The sequence below is a fragment of the Anaeroplasma sp. genome (assembly GCF_034179385.1).
GTDB lineage: Bacteria > Bacillota_I > Bacilli_A > Acholeplasmatales > Anaeroplasmataceae > Anaeroplasma.
The window spans coordinates 1-22,422 of the sequence record NZ_JAXFPY010000112.1 but is presented as its reverse complement, the minus strand read 5'-3'; the positions used below and the strand labels follow the sequence as shown (position 1 = coordinate 22,422).

Here is a 22,422-nt window from a genome sequence, read left to right as displayed (position 1 = left end):
AGCTCCAATTAGGGATATAATGGCAGGAGAAGTAGAATATCCAATTCCTCTTAGGGAATAGGCACCTACATCCATAAAACCACATAGGAAGTAGGTACAGGCTATGATAAATAGCCTTTTTTTGCCTTCTAGGATAGCTGCATCATCTCCAACATATAAGGAAAGTAGTGGTCTATGGAAAAGTAATATAATTCCACCAGTAACTACATTCATAAGTAAAACAAGTCCTAAGGAATAAAGTACAGTTAATTTAATGTTTTTCTTTTTGCCTGCACCATAATTTGCAGAAACGAAGGCTACACATGCTTGAGCAACACTATTCATAGAAGTATAAATAAACCCCTCTAGGCTTGATGCGGCACCATTGCCATCCATTACCGTTGGGCCTAAGGAATTAATCGAGGATTGAATAAGTACATTCGATAAGGAGAATATCGTAGATTGTAATCCAGCAGGTAATCCTATTTTAATAATATCTAAAGCTTCCCTTTTATAGAATCTTAATTCTCTAAAGGAAAAGCTAAAGAATTTATGATTCTTTAATAAGGCAATAACAATCAAAAGTGCAGATATGCCCTGTGAGATGATGGTAGCCAATGCTACACCTTCAACATTCATATCGAAGGCAATAACAAATAATAGATTTAACAAAACATTAATAATTCCTGAAAGTGCTAAAAATATAAATGGACGCTTTGTATTCCCTATCGCTCGAAATATGGCAGCACCAAAATTGTAAATCATAGAAAAAGGTAAACCGATAAAATAAATGAATAAATATGCACTCGATTGATCTATAGTTTCTATAGGAGACTTCATCCATTCTAGGAAGGTTCTTGACATAAACATTCCAACAACTCCTAAGATGATACCAAAGACTACAGAAAATATCATCGAAGTATAAACAACCCTTTCGGCCTTATCCTGATCCTTTGCGCCATAGCATCTTGCCATAATAACATTCGCACCAACAGATAATCCCATAAACAATTGAATAATTAAATTAATTAGTGAACTTGTAGAGGATATAGCACCTGTTGCATGCTCATGACCGAACTGTCCGCAAACAATTAAGTCAGCAGCATTGTATAATAATTGTAGTATTCCGGATAATATAATTGGAAGTGAATAGAAGAATAGATTAGAAAAAAGATTTCCTTCAGTCATTTTGTTTTCTATTTTTCTTTCCATGATAACACCTTCAATTCTTGTAATTGAAATTATATCACTTTTTCACATAAGTAAAAGGAGGGAAGCGATAATTAAAAATGTAAGTGTTTTACATACACCTTTTTCTGTTTTGGAAAAGAAATAAATATGATAGAATATTATTGGCTCATAGATATAATAGTCCGGATATGGCGGACAAGTCTCTACCCTTTGGCCTTAAACTAGAGGACTATTTATGACCTATTAACTTATTTTTAAAGTATTAAGAGACTACTTGAAGGAGTTTACATGATACAGCTAAGAAGTAACGTTAATAAAATGAATAAGCCATTACTCTGTAATGGTATTTTTAAGCGCAATGAACAACACTAGATTCGTCTAATGTTGTTTTTTCGTTTTTAGGAGATAGTATGAAGAAAATTGGTATTATTGGTGGTGGACAATTAGGTATGATGCTAGCTATGGCGGCAAAAGAACTTGGGGCAGAATCTATTTGTCTAGATCCAAACCCGAAATGCCCTGCAAGCTATGTTTGTAGCGAGGTCATTGTAAGTGAATACGACAATATCGAAGGATTAAAGGAATTAGGAGATAAGAGCGATGTTTTAACTTATGAATTTGAAAATGTTCCATCGGAACAATTAAAATTCATAAGAGATTCCTATAATATCCCTCAGGGGATTTTACCTTTATTCGATTCTCAAAACAGAATTAGAGAAAAGACGAATGCGAAGAATTTAGGACTTAAAACTCCTAAGTTTAAGCCAATCTACTCAAAAAAGGATTTAGAGGATGGAATCAAAGAAATTGGTTATCCTTCCGTTTATAAGACAACAACTCTAGGCTATGATGGTCATGGACAGGTTGTCTTAAAATCGAAAGAGGATATAGAAAAGGTTAATCCTTATTTGAAGGGAGAAGGAATCTTAGAGGAATTTATCGATTATGATTTTGAAACATCGATTATTCTTATTCGTTCTAAGGATGAAATTATAACCTTCCCAATGGGAATTAATAAGCATAAAAAGGGAATCTTAGATTTATGTATCGTGGATTCAAATCTTCCTATCTTTGATTGGATAAAAGAAGCCTCCATAAGATTTATGGAAAGAGCGAAATATTATGGAATTTTAACTATTGAATTCTTTGTTAAAGGCGACGAATTCTATTTTAACGAGATGGCACCAAGACCGCACAATAGTGGGCATTACACGATTGAGGGCTGTAATGTAAGCCAGTATTCTGAGCTTGCAAAGTTCTTACTGGATATGCCACTTACAAAACCAAAATTAAAATCAAAAACTATAATGAAAAACATTTTAGGCTTTGATTATGAAAATATGAAGAAGCTAGAGAATAAGGATAAGGTTCATATTCATGACTATCATAAAGAGGATGTAAGAGAAAGAAGAAAGATGGCGCACATTACCTTCACAGATACATCCTTAGAGGAATATGATGCAAAATATAAAAAATTATTTAGTGAGGAAGAATAATATGGGTGATTATCGTATTTATGTAGAAAAGAAGGAAGGCTACCAAGTAGAAAGTAAATCTATGCAAGCAGATTTAAATCTAAATCTTAGCCTAAATCTAAAAAATGTTAGAGTAATCAATGTATATGATTTATTCGGATTTACAAAGGATTTACTGAATAAAGCTAGATATCAAGTATTTGGTGAGGTTGTAACGGATACTGTTTCGGATACCTTAGATTTAAATGGTAAAAAATATATTGCAACAGAATACTTACCAGGCCAATTTGACCAAAGAGCTTCATCCGCAATCGATTGCTGCAAGCTTATAAATCCAAATGCGAAAATCAATATTCGTTCTGGAAGAATCATTGTTTTAGATGATGATATTAAGGATTCTGATTTAGAAAGAATCAAAAAATATGTAATCAATGCAGTTGAAGCAAGAGAAAAGGATTTATCTGTCCTATCGGATTTAGAGAAGGCTGAAATTAAGCCTGTATCGATCTTAGAGGGCTTTACAGAAATGAGCGATGTTGAGCTTCCTGAATTCTGTAAGAAATATGGTCTTGCGATGAACCAAGACGACTTAAAATGTGTTGTTAAATACTTTAAGGAGGAAGGAAGAGACCCATGGGAAACTGAGCTTAGAATTTTGGACACCTATTGGTCTGATCACTGTCGTCATACAACGTTTAATACGATATTAACTGAAATCACTATTGATGAATCCTTCATGAAGAAGGAAATGAATGATTGCTTAAATCTTTATTATAAAATGCGTAAGGATTTAGATAGAGAAAATAAAAAGCTTTGCCTAATGGATTTAGGTACCATTGGTGCAAAATATTTAAAGAAGATTGGTAAGCTTGATGATTTAGAGGAATCTGAGGAGAATAACGCTTGCTCGATCTTTGTTACTATTGATGTTGATGGAAAACCTGAGAAATGGTTATTACAATTCAAAAATGAAACACACAACCACCCAACAGAAATTGAACCATTCGGTGGTGCATCTACTTGCTTAGGTGGTGCTATTCGTGACCCACTATCTGGTAGAGCCTATGTATACCAGGCTATGAGAGTAACTGGTGCAGGAAATATCTATGCCGAGGTTTCCGATACAATTCCTGGTAAGCTTCCTCAAAGAGTAATATCTCAGAAGGCAGCTCAAGGCTATTCCTCCTATGGTAACCAAATTGGTCTTGCAACTACACATGTAAGAGAAATCTACCATAATGATTATGTAGCAAAGAGACTTGAGGTTGGTGCTGTTGTTGGTGCAGTTAAGGCGGATGTCATTCGAAGAGAATCACCAAAAGAAGGAGATGTTATCCTACTTTTAGGTGGTAGAACAGGTAGAGATGGTATTGGCGGTGCAACGGGATCTTCAAAGGAGCATACAGAAAAGTCTATTGAGGTTTGCTCAAGTGAGGTTCAAAAGGGTAATGCCCCAGAGGAAAGAAAGATTGCTCACCTATTTAGAAGACCTGAGGTAACAAAGCTTATTAAGAAATCGAATGACTTTGGTGCTGGTGGTGTATCTGTTGCTATTGGTGAGCTTGCAGATGGCTTACTCATTAATCTAGATAATGTTCCTACGAAATATTCTGGATTAAATGCAACGGAGCTTGCTATTTCGGAATCACAAGAAAGAATGGCTGTTGTTATTGCTCCTAAGGATGTAGAAAAATTCATGGGCTATTGCCATGAGGAAAATATTGAGGTTTCTGAGGTTGCAGTCGTAACAAAGGAACCAAGACTTGTAATGAATTATAGAGGTAAAAAGATTGTTGATATCTCTAGAAGATTCATTGATTCTGCAGGTGCAAATCATTATGCTAGGGCCTCTATTTCTGCAGTAGATAATAAAAATCCATTCCTAAAGGGAAGAGCGAAATTAAAGGATAGAGTATTAAATACATTATCCGATGATAATGTATTAAGCCAAAAGGGCTTAATTGAAATGTTTGATGCGACGATTGGTGCATCTACTGTATTGATGCCATTTGGTGGAAAATACCAAAGAACAGAGACTCAGGTTTCTGTACAGAAGCTTCCTGTAAAGGATCATTATACAAATACAGCATCGATTATGGCATTTGGTTATAACCCATTCATTTCGAAATGGAGTCCATTCCACGGTGCTGAATATGCAATTGTAGAAGCATGTAGTAAGGTTGTTGCATCAGGCGCAAGATACAATAAGATGAGATTCTCTTATCAGGAATATTTTGAAAGAATGCACAATGAGAAGTCTTGGGGAAAGCCTTTAGCTTCCTTACTTGGTGCACTTAAGATGCAAAATGAATTCGGTCTACCTTCCATTGGCGGAAAGGATTCTATGAGTGGTACATTCCAAAATATTTCTGTACCACCAATGCTAATGGCATTTGGTATTACCACTGTGGATTCTAGAGTTGTTATTTCTCCAGAATTCAAGGCTCCAAATCATAATATTTATTTAGTTAAGCATTATGAGAATAGAGATTATACTCCAAATGTTGATGAATTAAAGATGAATTTTGATTTCGTATCATCGAATATTGAAAATGGCAGAATCAAATCTGCATATGCACTATCCTATGGTGGAATTATTGAGGCTGTATCTAAGATGAGCTTTGGTAATAAGATTGGCTTTGAAATCGAGTATGATGAAAGAGAGCTTGATGCATATAATTATGGTTCTATCGTAATTGAAACGGAATCTGAAATTGATTATCCAAATTGTATTTATTTAGGTAAGACTGTTGAAAAGGAAGTTGGTACTTTCAATAAGGTTACCTTTACACTTGATGAATTATATAAGGCAAATACAGAAAAGTTCACTAAGGTATATAAGGATAAAGGTGAAAATACTTGTACTTTAATGGATATTGCTCCTACAAAAAAGGAAGTTACTCTATTAAAGACAAAGAAGAATGTTACTGTATATCTTCCAGTATTCCCTGGTACAAACTGTGATTATGATACTGCAAGAGCCTTCCAAAAGGCTGGTGCTGTAACAAAGAGTACTGTATTTAAGAATTTAACAAGCGAGGATGTATTCAATTCCATTGATGAAATGGCAGAAAACATCGATAAGGCAGATATCTTCGTATTATGTGGTGGATTTAGTGCAGGTGATGAACCAGATGGTTCTGGTAAATTTATTGCTAATGTATTAAATCAAGAAAAGGTTAGAGATGCGATTCATAGATTACTTGATCGAAAGGGATTAATCTTAGGTATTTGTAATGGATTCCAAGCATTAGTAAAGAGTGGATTATTACCATATGGTAGATTAGGTATGGTAAATGAAAAATCACCTACATTATTCCGTAATGATGTAAACCGCCACGTTTCCCAGATGGTTTACACAAAGGTAATGACCAATGCATCTCCATGGCTTGCAAGCTACAAAACAGGTGAGGTACATGCGATTGCAGTGTCTCACGGTGAAGGTAAATTTGTAGTTTCTCCTGAATTTGCTAAGGAATTAGCAAGGAAAGGTCAAATCGCCTTTGCTTATACAGATTTTGATGGAAATCTTACTAAGGATGCTCCTGAAAATCCAAATGGCTCAAGCTATGCAATTGAAGGTATTATTTCAGAGGATGGCTTAATCTTAGGTAAGATGGGACATTCCGAAAGATATGAAGAGAATCTATTTAAGAATATTAGCGGTAATAAGCAACAGGATATCTTCAAGAACGCCGTTGAATATTTTAGAAAATAAAGAGGGCTTATTATGGAAAAGAAAGAATTGCTTTACGAGGGAAAGGCAAAACAGGTTTATGCAACAGAGGATGAAAATATCATCATCATGCATTTTAAGGATGATGCAACTGCAGGAAATGGTGCTAAGCATGCACAATTCGCTCATAAGGGTGAATTAAATTGTGCGATTACAACAATCATCTATAATCGATTAATTCAAGCAGGAATTCCTACACATTACATCAAAACCTTAAATGATACAGACCAGTTATGTAAGAAGGTAAAGATTTTCCCTCTTGAGGTTATAGTTAGAAATACAATTGCAGGCTCTATGGCAAAAAGATTAGGCATGCCTGAGGGTACAACTCCAAAGAATACAATCTTTGAAATCTGCTATAAAAATGATGCATTAGGTGATCCATTAATTAATGATCACCATGCAGTAGCTGTAGGCGCTGCAAGCTATGAAGAGCTTGATACCATTTATAAACTAACATCTAAGGTCAATGATGAATTAAAGAAGATGTTTGATGAAATTGGTGTAAAGCTTATAGATTTCAAGGTTGAATTTGGTAAGAGTGTAGATGGAGAAATTGTTTTAGCTGACGAGATCTCTCCAGATTGCTGTAGACTTTGGGATAAGGAAACAAACGATAAGCTTGACAAAGACCGCTTTAGAAGAGATTTAGGTAATGTTATGGAAGCTTATGTTGAAATTTTAAATAGACTTAAGACTTTAAAATAAAAATCTAATTGAGGTACGAATATGGCAAAAAGTTATGAAAGTGCTGGAGTTAGCCTAGAGGCTGGCTATGAAGGCGTAAGAAGAATTAAAAAGCATGTTGCAGCAACAAATCGTAAGGGCTCTATGGGAAACATTGGTTCCTTTGGAGGTATGTTTGATTTAGCATCCTTAGGCTATAAAGAGCCTATCTTGGTTTCTGGTACAGATGGTGTTGGTACTAAGCTTAAGCTAGCATTTGAAATGGATAAGCATGATACTATCGGTATTGATGCAGTAGCTATGTGCGTTAATGATGTGTTAGCACAGGGAGCTGAGCCATTAATTTTCTTAGATTATGTAGCATTAGGTGAAAACATTCCTGAAAAGCTTGAAATGATTGTTAAGGGTGTATCTGATGGTTGTATTCAAGCAGGATGTGCCCTAGTTGGTGGTGAAACCGCAGAAATGCCTGGAATGTATCAGGATGGTGAATACGATATTGCAGGATTCACTGTTGGTGCAGTAGAAAAGGCAGATTTAATTGATGGATCTAAGGTGGCTGTTGGAGATGTTTTAGTTGGTATTGCATCTAGCGGTGTACATTCGAATGGCTTCTCCTTGGTAAGAAAAATCATTAAGGATAATAAATTAGATTTACATAAGCCAATCCCTGAGTATTCAGAGTTACCTCTAGGGGAATATCTATTAACACCTACAAGAATCTATGTTAAGCAGGTTTTAGAGGTTATTAAGAAGACTGAGGTTCATGGTGTTGCCCATATTACTGGTGGTGGCTTCGATGAAAATATTCCAAGAATTTTAAAGGAAGGTATGGGTATTCATGTTGTTGAAGGTACTTGGCCTATTCTTCCTGTATTTAAGTTCTTAGAAAAGTATGGAAATGTACCACATAGAGAAATGTTTAACATTTACAATATGGGTATTGGTATGGTACTTGCAATGCCAAAGGAGGAAGCTCCATTTGCGATTGAGGTATTATCTAAATTTGGCGATAAGGCATATGTAATTGGCGAGATTACAGATAAGCCAGGCGTTGATATTGAATTGGTAAAGTAATATGAAGAATATCGCTATATTTGCCAGTGGTTCAGGAACAAACTTCGAAGCATTAGTTCAAGCCTGTGAAAATGGCCAAATCGATGGTAAGGTCGTTTTAATGGTTTGTGATAAGAAGGACGCCTATGTTAATGAAAGAGCTAAAAATCATAATGTTCCTGCCTTCATATTCCGCCCTAAGGATTATGCATCGAAAGAGGAATATGAGGAATTAATTGTAGAAAAGCTTGAGGAATACCATGTAGATTTTATTTGCCTTGCAGGCTATATGAGAATATGTGGATATGTATTACTTAAGAAATATGAAGGAAGAATTATTAATATTCATCCTGCCTTACTTCCATCATTTAAGGGTGCACATGGTATAGAAGATGCATTCAACTATGGAGTAAAGGTATTTGGTGTAACCATCCACTATGTAGATGCTGGTATGGATTCTGGTAAGATTATTGAGCAAAGAGCATTCCATTATACGGAAGGTGAAACCGTAGATGAGGTTGAGGCTAGAATTCATAAAATTGAGCATGAGATGTACCCAGAAGTAGTAGCAAAATTAATTAAGGAGATATGAAAATGAAAAGAGCATTAGTTAGTGTTACAGATAAGACCGGTATTGTTGAATTCTGTAAGGAATTAGTAGAATTAGGTTATGAAATTATTTCAACTGGTGGAACAAAGAAGGTATTAGATGCCTCTGGCGTTCCTACATTAGGTATTTCTGATGTTACAGGCTTCCCTGAAATCCTAGATGGTCGTGTTAAGACACTTCATCCAAAGGTTCATGGAGCATTACTTGCTGTAAGAGATTTAGAATCTCATAAGGAGCAGCTTGCTGAAAATAATATTGAGTATATTGATTTAGTATGTGTTAATTTATACGCATTTAAGAAGACTATTGAAAAGGGCTGTGAATTTGCTGAGGCTATCGAGAATATCGATATCGGAGGCCCATCTATGCTAAGAAGTGCAGCAAAGAATCATAAGTTTGTTACTGTTGTTTCTGATGTTAATGATTACAATACGGTATTATCTGAAATCAAAGAGTATGGTGATACTACCTATGAAACAAGATTACGTCTTGCTGCAAAGGTTTATACATTAACTGCTGAATATGACACAATGATTGCAGAATATATGAGAGAAAAGGCTGGCTTAAATGAAAAGCTATTCCTAGAGGGTGACTTAGTTCAATCCTTAAGATATGGTGAAAACCCTCATCAGGCCGCAAAATTCTTTGTGACAGATAAGGATATCCCTTATTCCTTAGCGAATGCAGTTCAAATTCAGGGTAAGGAATTATCTTATAATAATATCCAGGATGCCAATGCAGCATTAAATATCGTAAGAGAATTTGGCGATCAGCCATTTGCTATGGGCTTAAAGCATATGAACCCATGTGGAGCTGCAGTAGGTAAGGATTTAAAGGAAGCTTGGTTAAAGGCTTATGAATCGGATCCAGTTTCTATTTTTGGTGGTATTGTTGCAACAAACCAGGTAATCGATGGTGAGGCTGCAAACCTAATTAAGTTCGACCACGGCCAGAAGGGTAAATCTATTTTCCTTGAGGTTATTTTAGCTCCAGGATATACAGAGGAGGCATTAGCTGCATTCTCTAAGCGTCCGGATTTAAGAATTATTCAGTATAAGCTAGGCGACTTCCCTAAGACTAAGCAATATGTATCCGTAAATGGTGGATTATTAGTTCAGGATTTAGATACAGAAATGAAGACAATTACAGAGGATATGACGGTAACAAGTGTTAAACCAACAGAAGCACAGCTTCAAGATATGAACTTTGGCTGGAAGATTGTTAAGCATGTTAAGTCTAATGCAATTGTAGTTGTTAAAAATGGTGTAACCTGTGGCGTTGGTGCAGGGCAGATGAACCGTGTTGGTGCAGCAAAGATTGCCATTGAGGAGGCTCATTCTAGAGGAGTTATGGATGGCATGACTTTAGCTTCTGATGCATTCTTCCCATTTGCAGATACACTAGAATATGGTATTGCTAATGGAGTTGTTGCTGTTGTACAGCCTGGTGGATCTAAGAAGGATCAGGATTCCATTGATCTTGCAAACGCTAAGGGCGTTCCTATGACATTCACTGGAATGCGTCATTTTAAACATTAATTAAGGAGTAATTCTATGGCTAAGGTTTTAGTTGTAGGTGGAGGAGGAAGGGAGCATGCCATTGTGCATGCTCTATCTAAATCACCTAAGGTAGATGAAATATATGCAGCACCAGGTAATGCTGGTATTGCAAAGCTTGCTATGTGCGTAAATATTAAGGATACAGAGGTTGAAAAAATAGTTCTATTTGCTAAGGAAGAGAAAATAGATTTAGTTGTTGTTGGCCCTGAGGCATCCTTAGCTTTAGGTATTATCGATAAGCTAAGAGAGGCTGGTGTTAAGGCTTTTGGTCCTACAAAGGCTGCAGCACAAATCGAATCCTCTAAGGAATTTGCTAAGGATTTAATGGTAAAATACAATATTCCAACAGCTTCTTATAAATCCTTTAATAATTATGCAGATGCATTAGAATATGTAAAAAATCATTCTCTTCCAATAGTAATTAAATATGATGGACTTGCTGCTGGAAAGGGTGTTGTCATTGCTACAACCTATGATGAGGCAGTTTATGCTTTAAAGGATATGCTATTAGATGATCATTTTGGTCATGGCAAGGTTGTAATTGAAGAATATTTAGAGGGACCTGAATTTTCCTTCATGTGCTTTGTAAATGGAGAAAATGTATATCCTCTTCAATTAGCACAGGATCATAAGAGAGCTTATGATAATGATTTAGGCCCGAATACCGGTGGTATGGGTGCATATTCCCCATTACCATTTATTACAGAAGAAGATTATCAATATGCACTTAACGAGATTATGATTCCAACCGCTCTTGCAATGGTAAAGGAGAATGTTCCATTTACTGGTGTTTTATATGGTGGATTAATGAAGACAAAGTCTGGCATTAAGGTTATTGAATTTAATGCTCGATTTGGAGATCCTGAAACTGAGGTAGTTTTACCTAGATTATCTAGTGATATTTTTGATGCATTTAATCAGGTAATTGATGGTAATTGTCCTGTACTTGAATGGGAAAAGTGTTATACTATAGGTATCGTATTAGCCTCAAAGGGTTATCCTGGAGACTATAAAAAGGGATTTGTTATTGAAAACGCAGATTCCTCTGATATCTATCATATGGGAACAAAGGTTGATGACAATGGTAATTTAGTTACGAATGGTGGTAGAGTCTTATTTGCGGTTGCCAAGGGAGATACCCTAGAGGCTGCAAATAAAAAAGCTTTAGCACTTGTAAATGAAATTAAATGTGACAACTTGTTCCATAGAACAGATATCGGTGCGAAAGCATATAGAAAGTAGGTATGGATTATGGCAATAATAATAAGTGGTAAGGAGCTAGCTGAAAAAAGAAGAGCACAAATGAAGGAAGAGGTATCCCATTTTGAAGGAAAATATGGAAGAGTTCCTCATTTGGCTGTTGTTTTAGTTGGTGAAGATCCAGGTAGTGTATCCTATGTTAAGGGCAAGGAAAAGGCATGTGTTGAAATTGGTATTAAAAATACTACGATTAGAAAGCCTGATACCATAAGCCAAGAGGAGCTTTTAAATATTGTTAATGAATTAAATGAAGATGATAGTGTTGATGGTATATTAGTACAATTACCACTACCAAAGCATATGGATTCTGATTTCATCATTAATGCAATTATTCCACAAAAGGATGTGGATGGATTCCATCCAGTGAATGTTGCATCCCTTTATTTAAAGCAGAAGGGTATCATTTCTTGTACTCCTAAGGGTATTATGGAAATCTTAGATTATGCTCACATTGAAATTGAAGGTAAAAGAGCTGTAGTTATCGGTAGATCGAATATTGTTGGTATGCCTGTATCTAAGCTATTACTTGATAGAAATGCCACTGTTACAATTTGTCATAGCCATACAAAGAATTTAAGTGAAGTAACCAAAGAAGCAGATATTTTAATCGCTGCCCTAGGTAAGCCTTTATTTGTTCAAGAGGATATGGTAAAGGAAGGCGCAGTAGTTATCGATGTTGGTGTCAATAGAAATTTAGAGACTGGTAAGCTTTGTGGAGATGTTGATTTTGAACATGTAAAGGAAAAGGCATCCTATATTACAAAGGTACCAGGTGGTGTTGGACCTATGACCATTACTTGCTTAATGGAAAATACAATTGAATGCTTCTTAAGACATATGGAGGAAAAGTAAAATGATAGAACGTTACAGCCGTAAGGTTATGCGCGATATCTGGACTGAGGAAAATAAGTTCAATGCTTATTTGAAGGTTGAGATTTCCAATGCGAAGGCATGGAGTGAGCTTGGCGTTGTACCAAAGGAAGATTTACCAAAGCTAGATAAGGCTACATTTACTGTAGATAGAATTAAAGAAATTGAAGCAATTACAAAGCATGATGTTGTTGCCTTCACAAGAGCTGTAGGCGAATCGTTAGGTGAGGAAAAGAAATGGATTCACTATGGATTAACATCAACGGATGTTGTTGATACAGCAAGTGGCTACCTACTAAAGCAAGCAAATGAAATTTTAAGACGTGATATTGTAGCCATTATGGATGTTTTAAAGAAAAGAGCTATGGAGTTTAAATATACTCCATGTATCGGTAGAACGCATGGTATGCATGCAGATATTACATCCTTTGGATTAAAATGGGCATTATGGTATGAAGATATGGTAAGATGCCTAGAAAGATTTGATTATGCTAGAAAAGAGGTAGAGGTTGGTAAATTATCTGGTGCTGTTGGTAATTTTGCAAACATTCCACCACAAATTGAAGAATATGTATGCAAGGATTTAGGAATAAATTATGCACTTATTTCTACACAGGTATTACAAAGAGATAGACATGCACATTATATGGCATGCTTAGCCTTAATTGCATCTGAGCTTGAAAAGATGGCCCTAGAGATTAGAAATTTATCTCGTCAGGAGGTTCATGAAACCGAAGAAGCCTTCTCTAAGGGACAAAAGGGATCCTCTGCAATGCCTCATAAGAGAAACCCTATTTCTTCTGAAAATATTTGTGGCTGCGCAAGAGTTCTTCGTGGATATATGGAAACCTTCTATCAAAATATTGCCCTATGGCATGAAAGAGATATTTCTCACTCTGCAACAGAAAGAATCATTTTACCAGATTCCACAGAATTATTAGATTATATGTTAAATCGTTTTAAGGGAATTCTAGAAAATCTAGTAGTATACCCAGAAAAAATGATGGAAGATATTTATTTAACTAAGGGAGTAATCTTTGCTCAAAGAGTTTTATATAAGCTAATTGAAAAGGGCTTTGTAAGAGAAAAGGCTTATGATACTGTTCAGCCTATAGCTATGAAGGCTCTAGAGGAAAAGATGCAATATCAGGAATTGTTAAAGCTTGATGAGACCATTTCTAGTGTTTTAACAAACGAAGAAATTGATGAATGCTTCACCTTAGATTACTATATGAAGAATGTAGATTATATATTTAACCGTTTAGGTATTAAGTAATATATTTTTGGGGGTGATTTCATGGAAAATGAAAAGGTATTAGTTTTAGACTTCGGTGGTCAGTATAATCAGCTAATCGCAAGGAGAGTAAGAGAATGTAATGTTTATTGTGAGGTTAAGCCTTACAATATTCCACTCGAAAAAATTAAAGAATTTAACCCAAAGGGTATTATTTTTACTGGTGGACCTAATTCTGTTTATGGAGAGGATTCTCCATTAATCGATAAGGAAATCTTTGAGCTAGGTATTCCTGTTTTAGGTATTTGCTATGGATGCCAATTTATGGCATATTCCTTAGGTGGAGAGGTTTTACATGCTCCAAAATCAGAATATGGTAAAACATTAGTAAATGTAGAAAATACTTCCCTTTTATTTAAGGATTGTAATAAGGAAACTCAGGTATGGATGAGTCATACAGATTATGTATCAAAAGCTCCAAAGGGCTTTACAGTTACTGCTAAAACAAATACATGCCCTGTTGCAGCTATGGAAAATAAAGAAAAGAAGCTATACGCTGTACAGTTCCACCCAGAGGTAATGCATTCTATAGAGGGTATGAAGATGATTCGTTCCTTCGTATATGATGTATGCGGCTGTAAGGGTGATTGGCAGATGGCTGATTTTGTAAAGACTACGATTGAGGCAATTCGTACTAAGGTAGGAAACGGTAAGGTTTTATGTGCACTATCCGGTGGAGTAGATTCAAGTGTCGCTGCAGTATTATTATCTAAGGCTGTAGGTGAGCAATTAACTTGTGTATTCGTAGATCATGGCCTACTTCGTAAAAATGAAGGAGATGAGGTTGAGGCAGTATTTGGTCCTAAGGGTCCATATAAGCTAAACTTCATTCGTGTTAATGCACAGGATAGATTCTATGAAAAATTAAAGGGAGTAGTAGAACCTGAAAGAAAAAGAAAAATTATTGGCGAGGAATTCATTCGAGTATTCGAAGATGAGGCCAAAAAGATTGGCAAGGTAGATTTCCTAGTTCAAGGTACAATTTACCCTGATGTTATCGAATCTGGTCTCGGTAAATCTGCAACCATTAAGTCTCACCATAACGTAGGTGGACTTCCAAGCGTAGTAGATTTTAAAGAAATTATCGAGCCATTAAGACTATTATTCAAAGATGAGGTAAGAAAGGTTGGACTTGAGCTTGGTATTCCAGATTACCTAGTTTACCGTCAGCCATTCCCAGGCCCAGGCTTAGGTATTCGTATTATTGGTGATGTAACTCCTGAAAAGGTTAAAATTGTTCAAGAGGCGGATGCCATTTATCGTGAGGAAATTGATAAGGCAGGAGTAGATAAATCCTGCAATTTAGGACAATATTTTGCCGCACTTACCAATATGAGAAGTGTAGGTGTAATGGGTGATGGTAGAACCTATGATTATGCAATCGCATTAAGAGCAGTACAAACTTCCGATTTTATGACTGCCGATTGGGCAAGGATTCCATACGATGTACTTGATATTATTTCAAGAAGAATCGTAAATGAAGTACCAGGTGTAAATAGAGTACTTTTAGATTGCACATCAAAACCACCTGCAACAATTGAATTCGAATAAAATTTTAAATGACTTAGGCAGAGTTATTATGCTCTGCCTCTTTCGATAATATAAATATTACGGCGGTATCTATATAGGTAATTGACATCAATAACAATTATGCTAAAATATACTAGGCGACAAATTAGGAGCTATTGTAGTTTTTTGAAAACTAAAGATACCCGTGACATTTTTGTCGCGGTTTTTAGTACTTTGGAGGTGTTTTATGTAAAATGAATATTAAAATTGATTTAATAACTGGCTTTTTAGGCTCTGGTAAAACCACCTTCATTAGAAAATATGTGGAGTACCTAATTAAAAATGGAGAAAGAGTTGGCATTTTAGAAAATGACTACGGTGCAGTCAATGTCGATATGATGCTCTTAAGTGATTTAAGAGGACCTTCTTGCGAAATCGAAATGATTGCTGGTGGTTGCTCATACGATTGCCACCTAAGACGCTTTAAAACAAAACTTATCTCCATGGCTATGAGTGGATATACAAGAGTAATTGTGGAGCCATCTGGGATCTTTGATACCGATGAATTCTTTGATTTAATCTATGATGATCCACTTGAAAATTGGTATGAAATTGGTTCTGTGATCACTATTGTAGATTCGAATATTGAAATTAAGGATAGTGATACAGAGTATCTATTTTCAAGCCAGCTTGCTCCTGCAGGAGCGATTATCTTTACAAAGGTTGGAAATAAAAGAAAAGAAGATTTATTAGCTAAGGTGAATAAATCCCTAGAAGCTATAGGATGTACAAGAAGAATTCAAGAAAACGAGGCCTATTTAGGTCATCATGCTGCCTTTTTTGATTCTGTCTTTCAAAATATAATGAATAGTGGATATCACAGCTATTCCTTTGAAAAGAAAACCGTTATGCAGGAAAATAATTATTCTTCCATATGCTTTATGAATAAAATGCTAAAAAAGGATTATTTATTAGAAATATCTAAGAAATTATTTATGGATAAGGCATATGGGAATGTTATAAGAATTAAAGGCTTTTTTATGGAAGCCGATTCTTGGTATTTAATGAATTTAACCAAAGACTCCTTTGATGTTTCCCCTATTAGAGCAGGACAGGATGTCATTATTGTCATAGGAGAAAATTTATTAGAGGATAAGATTAAAGAAGTAATTGAAAAGTAAATAGAAGGGAGAAAATGTATGCTGTTCAATAGACATATGTTTAAGTATTACATGAAGTATTCCTGGATGTACCTACTTGGTATAGCTGCCCTTATTGCAGTAGATTATGTACAGCTATGGATTCCAGAATTCTTAGGTGATATTGTAAACATTATCAATGACAAGCCTTTAGATGCAGAAGCTCAAATGCAGCACATTCTAATCATGAGTTTATTTGATGCTGTTGTAATGTTTGGCGGTAGAATGCTTTGGCGTTTTACATTGTTTAATGCATCTGGTCGTGTTGAGGCTGGCCTTAGGCATGAAATGTTTTTGAAAAGTGAACGTTTGAGTCAAAAGTACTACCACGAAAACAAGGTAGGATCTATTATGAGCTGGTTTACAACAGACCTTGAAACTATAGAGGAATATGCAGGCTTTGGTGTGGTTAATATCGTTGATTCATTTTTCTTAGGTATATTGGTTATTGTAAAAATGGTTCAGCTCGATTGGGCACTTTCCATCTTGGCATTCATACCTATGGTATTAATTATTTTATGGGGATTCCTAATTGAAACGTTTATGTCTAAGCTTTGGCTTGAAAGACAGAAAAATTATGATGAACTATATGATTTTTCACAGGAAAACTTTACAGGTATTCGTGTAATTAAAGCTTTTGTAAAGGAAAATGCAAAGCTTCATGCATTCGCAAAAATTGCAAGAAAGAATCAATTAAAGAATGTTTCCTACGCAAGAATTAGTGTTATATTTGATGGTTTAATTGAAGTAATTATCGCCGCTATCGCCGCTATGGTATTAGGATTTGGTGGATATGCCGTATATGCAACGGTTATAGGTGAATATATGGTTATATTTGGCCATACAATAGAAATTGATGCAGGCGGTCTTGTAACCTTCTTTGGTTATTTTGATACATTGATTTGGCCAATGATTGCTATGGGTCAAATTGTTTCCATGAGAAGCCGTGCTAAGGCTTCCTTAAAGAGAGTTCAAGCCTTCTTAGATGCAGAGGAGGATATTAAAAATCCAGAGAATGCATATGTGCTTGATAATGTTTCTGGCAAAATCACATTCAACCATTTTTCATTCTCCTATCCAGATGCCCCTGTTGAGGTGAAATCCTTAAAGGATGTAACCTTCGAAATTGAAGCAGGAGAAACCATTGGTATTGTTGGTAAAATTGGTTGTGGTAAAACGACCCTAGTAAATTCCTTACTTCGCTTATATAACGTAGATAAGGGCTCTATATTAATTGATGGTCATGATATTATGGATTGCGATATTACATCCATAAGAAATGCTATCGCATATGTTCCACAGGATAATTTCTTATTCAGTGATAAGATTTATAATAATATTGCATTCTCCGATAGAAAAAAGGATCCTATTTCTATTCAAAATGCCGCAATATTTGCTGATGTACACGACAATATTGCTGCATTTAAGCAAGGATATGATACGATATCTGGAGAAAGAGGTGTTACACTATCTGGTGGACAAAAACAAAGAATTTCCATTGCGAGAGCCTATATTAAGGAATCTCCAATTATGATTATGGATGATTCTGTTTCAGCAGTAGATGTAAAGACAGAGGAAACCATTTTAAGAAATATAAGAGAAAAGAGAAAGGGTAAGACAACAATCGTTATCGCATCCCGTGTATCTACGGTATCTAAGCTAAACCGTATCCTAGTATTAAATGATGGTATGGTTGAAGCATTTGATACACCTGAGAATTTATTAAACACATCTCCTACATACAAGCGTATGGTATATCTACAGGAGCTTGAAAAGGAAGTAGAAGGAGGTGCAAAGTAATGGAAGATGAATTAAACCGTTTAAAGGGCGATCATAAAATGAGCGTAAAAGAGATTTTATCTCGTACGATGCAATATGTTAAGCCTGAATTATTATCCTTCATTTTAGCAATAGTATTACTAGCAATAAATGTTGCGCTAGATATTACACTTCCCATTCTAACAGGTAAAATTACAGATGCCTTAGAAGGCTTTGAGACATTGTTTGGAAATTCCCAATTAAGCTATGATAATTATAGAACTATATTAATTTTATCTATTGTTTATTTTGTGATTGCAGTAGTGAATATGGCATTTATTTATATTGAATCTATGCTATTACAAAAGGCTGGTCAAAGAATTATTTATAGATTAAGAATGGATGTATTTACTCATATTCAAAATATGAGCCAAAATCAGTTTAATGAGATGCCTGTTGGTTCCTTAGTTACAAGAGTATGTAATTATACACAATCCATGAGTGATTTATTCACAAATGTAATTGTTAATGTATTTAAGAATATATTATATGTTGTAACTGTTTATGCTGTAATGTTCTTCTATAGCTGGAAGCTATCCTTAATTATGGCAGTTCCTGTTATAATTGTTGCGATATCCTCCTTTATCTTCTCGAAAATTGTTAATAGAATCTTCACTAAGGAAAGAAAATCGATTTCTGATATGAATACATATCTTAATGAGAATCTATCTGGTATGAAGATTACCCAAATCTTTAACCAACAGCGCTATAAGGATTCTGAATTCATTGAAAAGAATGATAATGTACGTAAGGCAAGATTCCAAGTTGTTCTATGCTTTGGTATTTATAGACCATTCATTACCATGATTTATATTTCCTCTGTTGCAGTTAATTTCTATTTTGGTTGGATTTTTGCAATGAGTGCTGGTGATATTGTTGCATATTATCAATTAATTTCTAGATTCTTTAATCCAATTCAAAATTTAGCTGATCAATTAAATAATTTACAAAAGGCATTTACTGCATCAGAAAGATTATTTAATTTAATGGATGTAAAGCCAGATGTATTAGATAGCGAGGATGCTATTGAAATTGATCATTTTGAGGGTAAGATTGAATTTAAGCATGTTTGGTTTGCCTATGAGGATGAGGATTGGATTTTAAAAGATGTATCCTTTACTATCCTACCTAAGCAAACCGTAGCCTTTGTTGGCGCAACCGGTGCAGGTAAGACAACCATTCTATCCTTAATTGTCAGAAATTATGAGATTCAAAAGGGTCAAATCTTAATTGATGATATTGATATTACACATATTAAGATAGAATCCTTAAGAGCAAAGATTGGTCAAATGCTACAGGATGTATTCCTATTTAGTGGTTCTATAAGAGATAATATTACTCTTCATGATACAAAATATCATGATGATGAAATTATGAGAGTTTGTGAATATGTTAATGCGGATTCCTTCATCAAGAAGCTTCCAAAGGGTCTAGATGAAGAGGTTATTGAACGTGGTGAAAACTTTAGCCAAGGACAGCGTCAGCTATTATCCTTTGCAAGAACAGTTTTAGCGGATCCACAAATTCTAATTCTAGATGAGGCTACAGCAAATATTGATACAGAAACAGAAGTATTAATTCAAGAATCCTTAGAAAAGATTAAGAATATTGGTACAATGCTTGTCGTTGCTCATAGATTATCTACTATCCAGCATGCGGACCAAATTATGGTACTACAGAAGGGTGAAATCATAGAGCATGGTAATCACCAGGAGCTTTTAGCTAAGCATGGCTATTACTATAAGCTTTATAAGCTTCAATTTGAAGGCAAAAATTAATGATAAAGGGATACTTTCGGGTATCTCTTTTTCTCTTTTTGCTCTATAATATATGTGATGTGGTGGTGGTTGAATTGGAAATGCCAAAATATGAGCTTAGAGATTATATTGAATTTAAAATGAAGGATGATAATATCTATAGAGGTAATGTTTTTGCGATTGACCAAGACCACTTAGGCTTTTTTTACGATGTAACAAGCATTATCGATGATGAGAAGGTCATCATAAAGGATGTTAGAGAAGAGAATGTTATAAGAAAATATGTAGAAACGGTATTATGCTATATAGAAAGAAATAATAAGTATTTAATGCTATTAAGAAATAAAAGAAAAAATGATTTAAATGAAGGAAAATGGCTTGGAATTGGTGGTCATATAGAATATAATGAGGAGCCTGATGATGCATTAATAAGAGAGGTTAAGGAAGAAACTGGAATACGATTATTAGATTATACAAAGCGTGGTCTAATCTATTTTATTGATGATGATTACACAGAGCTTATGCATCTATATACCTCAAATGAATTTGAGGGGTTCATAACTCCATCGGATGAGGGAAGCCTTTCTTGGATAGATAAGGATAAGATTTTTGATTTAAATCTATGGGATGGAGATAGAGTGTTCCTAAAGGAAATGATGGAGGATGACTCTTATTTTGAAATGGAGCTATATTATCAAAAGAATATATTTAAAGGAAGTAAAAAGCTATGACCTATTTAGAGTTTATGAAATCAAAGGAAAATGAAGCATTAGAAAATAACAAAGAGGATTCTGCAGTCGTATTGCTATTAGAGCATATTTGTAATTTAGAAACGAATGCTTTATTTATGAAAAGAGGGGAAGAAATTGAAGAGGAATATGTAAATAAATTCAATGAAATCTTTGATAAGTATTTACATGAAAATAAGCCTATTCAATATTTGATTGGTACATCCTGCTTTTATGGATATGATTTTATCGTAAACGAGAATGTATTAATTCCAAGATTCGAAACAGAGGAATTAGTAGAAAACATATTATATAAATATGATGAGCACTTCGGTGGCAAAAAGGTTGAGGTATGTGATTTAGCAACGGGTTCTGGATGTATTGCGATTACATTAGCAAAGGAAGAGCCTAATATGCATGTTGTGGCAACAGATATTTCAAAAGAAGCCTTAGAGGTTGCAAAATTAAACAATCAGAAATTTGATGCAAATGTTAAATTCCTACAAGGAGATATGCTTACTCCTTTAAAGGGTAAAAAATTCGATATCTTTGTATCGAATCCTCCATATATTCCAGAAAATGAGGATGTGGATTCCTTAGTTAAGGATAATGAGCCTAATTTAGCTTTATTTGGTGGAGATGATGGAATGAAATTCTATCGTATTATTCTACAAGGCCTTCGTCCATTATTAAATAAGAAGGCACTTGTTGCCTTTGAACATGGCTATGATAAAAAGGAAGAAATGCTTGCCTTATGTAAAAAGTATTTTCCTGAGTGTAAGGCAGAATGCATAAAGGATTTAGAAGGAAAGGATCGAATGACATTTATCTATGTCGGTGATTTTACATGGCAGGAAGAGTAATTATATTCCCAACAGATACAGTATATGGTATTGGAACTAAGATAGGGGATATAGAGGGAATAGAAAGAATATATAATATTAAGCATAGACCAAAGGAAAAGCCTTTGGCTTGCTTATGTGCAAATCTGGAGCAAATTGAAGAAATTGCTATCGTAGATGAAATCTCTAAAGCTTTAATTCAAAAATTCTTACCCGGCGGATTTACATTAATCCTAAATAGTAAGAAGGATATTATAGATACCATTGGCTATAAAACCATTGGTGTTCGTATTCCAAATCATGAGCTTGCGCTAAAGATATTATTAGAAAATGGTCCAATGCTTACAACTAGTGTAAATGAATCTGGTACGGTTCCTTTAAATGAATATGATGAAATTGTAAAGGAATATAGTGGATTCGTAGATCAAATCTATGACACAACGACAGAATCCATGAATAAGCCATCTACTGTTGTCTCAGTAAATAATAAGGAAGTAAAGATTCTAAGAGAAGGTCCAATTAAAAAGGAAGAAATCGAAGAATTTTTAAAGAGTATTTTACAATAAAAAAAGACAAAAATAGATAAAAATATTTGGTTTAAAATTGCCTAAAAACATTGGGCATTTTTTTCTTCAAAAAAAGATAAAATAGTTGTGTCAATGACTTTTGAAAAGTTCCTATAATTTATTTAATATGAGCACTGCTTTAATTTTGTTTAAGGCGGTGTTTTTGTTTTGCTACGAAACTGTCAAAGGATGCTTTCTTCCATGGATGAGTCATAGGTGGAATATATGCTTGTTTTGGTTTCTTTTCTTTTGATTCATCAAATTCTAATGATACTTCTTTGTGTTC

The 22,422-nt window shown here is 34.8% G+C and carries 17 protein-coding genes and 1 riboswitch; of the genes, 16 read left to right on the top strand and 1 reads right to left on the bottom strand.

Annotated features, from left to right (window positions below; all coding sequences use genetic code 11):
• Positions 1–1,191 (bottom strand): MATE family efflux transporter (locus SPJ17_RS07405; protein WP_321094259.1); only part of this gene is annotated, 1,191 nt, incomplete at its 3' end.
• A 129-nt stretch (positions 1,192–1,320) separates the two neighbouring features.
• Positions 1,321–1,422: riboswitch (purine riboswitch) on the top strand.
• A 158-nt stretch (positions 1,423–1,580) separates the two neighbouring features.
• On the opposite strand from SPJ17_RS07405, the gene SPJ17_RS07400 reads away from it, so the two are divergent.
• The 16 genes from SPJ17_RS07400 to SPJ17_RS07325 all read left to right on the top strand — a co-directional run bounded on the left by SPJ17_RS07400 (position 1,581) and on the right by SPJ17_RS07325 (position 22,136).
• A complete protein-coding gene (locus SPJ17_RS07400; RefSeq protein ID WP_321094257.1) occupies positions 1,581–2,666 on the top strand; it encodes a 5-(carboxyamino)imidazole ribonucleotide synthase in 1,086 nt (361 codons plus the stop codon).
• Between the two features lies 1 nt (position 2,667).
• Positions 2,668–6,363 carry a phosphoribosylformylglycinamidine synthase gene (locus tag SPJ17_RS07395; RefSeq protein ID WP_321094254.1) on the top strand — a complete coding sequence of 1,232 codons (3,696 nt, stop codon included), beginning with the start codon at positions 2,668–2,670 and terminating at the stop codon, positions 6,361–6,363.
• Between the two features lie 12 nt (positions 6,364–6,375).
• Positions 6,376–7,089: a phosphoribosylaminoimidazolesuccinocarboxamide synthase gene (gene purC / locus SPJ17_RS07390; RefSeq protein WP_321094251.1), complete on the top strand. Its 714-nt coding sequence runs from the start codon at positions 6,376–6,378 to the stop codon at positions 7,087–7,089.
• A gap of 21 nt (positions 7,090–7,110) precedes the next feature.
• The gene (purM, locus tag SPJ17_RS07385; RefSeq protein ID WP_321094249.1) at positions 7,111–8,145 is read left to right on the top strand and encodes a phosphoribosylformylglycinamidine cyclo-ligase; all 1,035 of its coding nucleotides are present in this window, start codon (positions 7,111–7,113) and stop codon (positions 8,143–8,145) included.
• A gap of 1 nt (position 8,146) precedes the next feature.
• A complete protein-coding gene (gene purN, locus SPJ17_RS07380) occupies positions 8,147–8,716 on the top strand; it encodes a phosphoribosylglycinamide formyltransferase (RefSeq protein WP_321094247.1) in 570 nt (189 codons plus the stop codon).
• Between the two features lie 2 nt (positions 8,717–8,718).
• Positions 8,719–10,272: a bifunctional phosphoribosylaminoimidazolecarboxamide formyltransferase/IMP cyclohydrolase gene (purH, locus tag SPJ17_RS07375; protein WP_321094244.1), complete on the top strand. Its 1,554-nt coding sequence runs from the start codon at positions 8,719–8,721 to the stop codon at positions 10,270–10,272.
• A 15-nt stretch (positions 10,273–10,287) separates the two neighbouring features.
• Positions 10,288–11,535 (top strand): phosphoribosylamine--glycine ligase, encoded by a 1,248-nt coding sequence (gene purD, locus SPJ17_RS07370; protein WP_321094241.1) that lies wholly within the window; start codon positions 10,288–10,290, stop codon positions 11,533–11,535.
• A gap of 9 nt (positions 11,536–11,544) precedes the next feature.
• The gene (gene folD, locus SPJ17_RS07365) at positions 11,545–12,405 is read left to right on the top strand and encodes a bifunctional methylenetetrahydrofolate dehydrogenase/methenyltetrahydrofolate cyclohydrolase FolD (protein ID WP_321094238.1); all 861 of its coding nucleotides are present in this window, start codon (positions 11,545–11,547) and stop codon (positions 12,403–12,405) included.
• Position 12,406: 1 nt separating this feature from the next.
• On the top strand, positions 12,407–13,699 hold the full coding sequence (purB, locus tag SPJ17_RS07360) for an adenylosuccinate lyase (RefSeq protein WP_321094236.1): 1,293 nt from the start codon (positions 12,407–12,409) through the stop codon (positions 13,697–13,699).
• Between the two features lie 21 nt (positions 13,700–13,720).
• Positions 13,721–15,268, top strand: a complete 1,548-nt coding sequence (guaA, locus tag SPJ17_RS07355) for a glutamine-hydrolyzing GMP synthase (RefSeq protein ID WP_321094234.1) — start codon at positions 13,721–13,723, stop codon at positions 15,266–15,268.
• A gap of 212 nt (positions 15,269–15,480) precedes the next feature.
• Positions 15,481–16,407 carry a GTP-binding protein gene (locus SPJ17_RS07350; protein WP_321094231.1) on the top strand — a complete coding sequence of 309 codons (927 nt, stop codon included), beginning with the start codon at positions 15,481–15,483 and terminating at the stop codon, positions 16,405–16,407.
• 18 nt (positions 16,408–16,425) lie between these two features.
• Positions 16,426–18,225, top strand: a complete 1,800-nt coding sequence (locus tag SPJ17_RS07345) for an ABC transporter ATP-binding protein (protein ID WP_321094229.1) — start codon at positions 16,426–16,428, stop codon at positions 18,223–18,225.
• Entirely contained in the window at positions 18,225–20,021 is a 1,797-nt protein-coding gene (locus SPJ17_RS07340) for an ABC transporter ATP-binding protein (protein ID WP_321094226.1), read from the top strand. Before SPJ17_RS07345 ends, SPJ17_RS07340 begins: the two co-directional genes overlap by 1 nt.
• 80 nt (positions 20,022–20,101) lie before the next feature.
• The gene (locus SPJ17_RS07335; RefSeq protein WP_321094261.1) at positions 20,102–20,731 is read left to right on the top strand and encodes an 8-oxo-dGTP diphosphatase; all 630 of its coding nucleotides are present in this window, start codon (positions 20,102–20,104) and stop codon (positions 20,729–20,731) included.
• Positions 20,728–21,591 carry a peptide chain release factor N(5)-glutamine methyltransferase gene (gene prmC / locus SPJ17_RS07330; protein WP_321094224.1) on the top strand — a complete coding sequence of 288 codons (864 nt, stop codon included), beginning with the start codon at positions 20,728–20,730 and terminating at the stop codon, positions 21,589–21,591. Before SPJ17_RS07335 ends, prmC begins: the two co-directional genes overlap by 4 nt.
• On the top strand, positions 21,576–22,136 hold the full coding sequence (locus SPJ17_RS07325) for an L-threonylcarbamoyladenylate synthase (protein ID WP_321094221.1): 561 nt from the start codon (positions 21,576–21,578) through the stop codon (positions 22,134–22,136). Before prmC ends, SPJ17_RS07325 begins: the two co-directional genes overlap by 16 nt.
• Positions 22,137–22,422 lie beyond the last annotated feature (286 nt).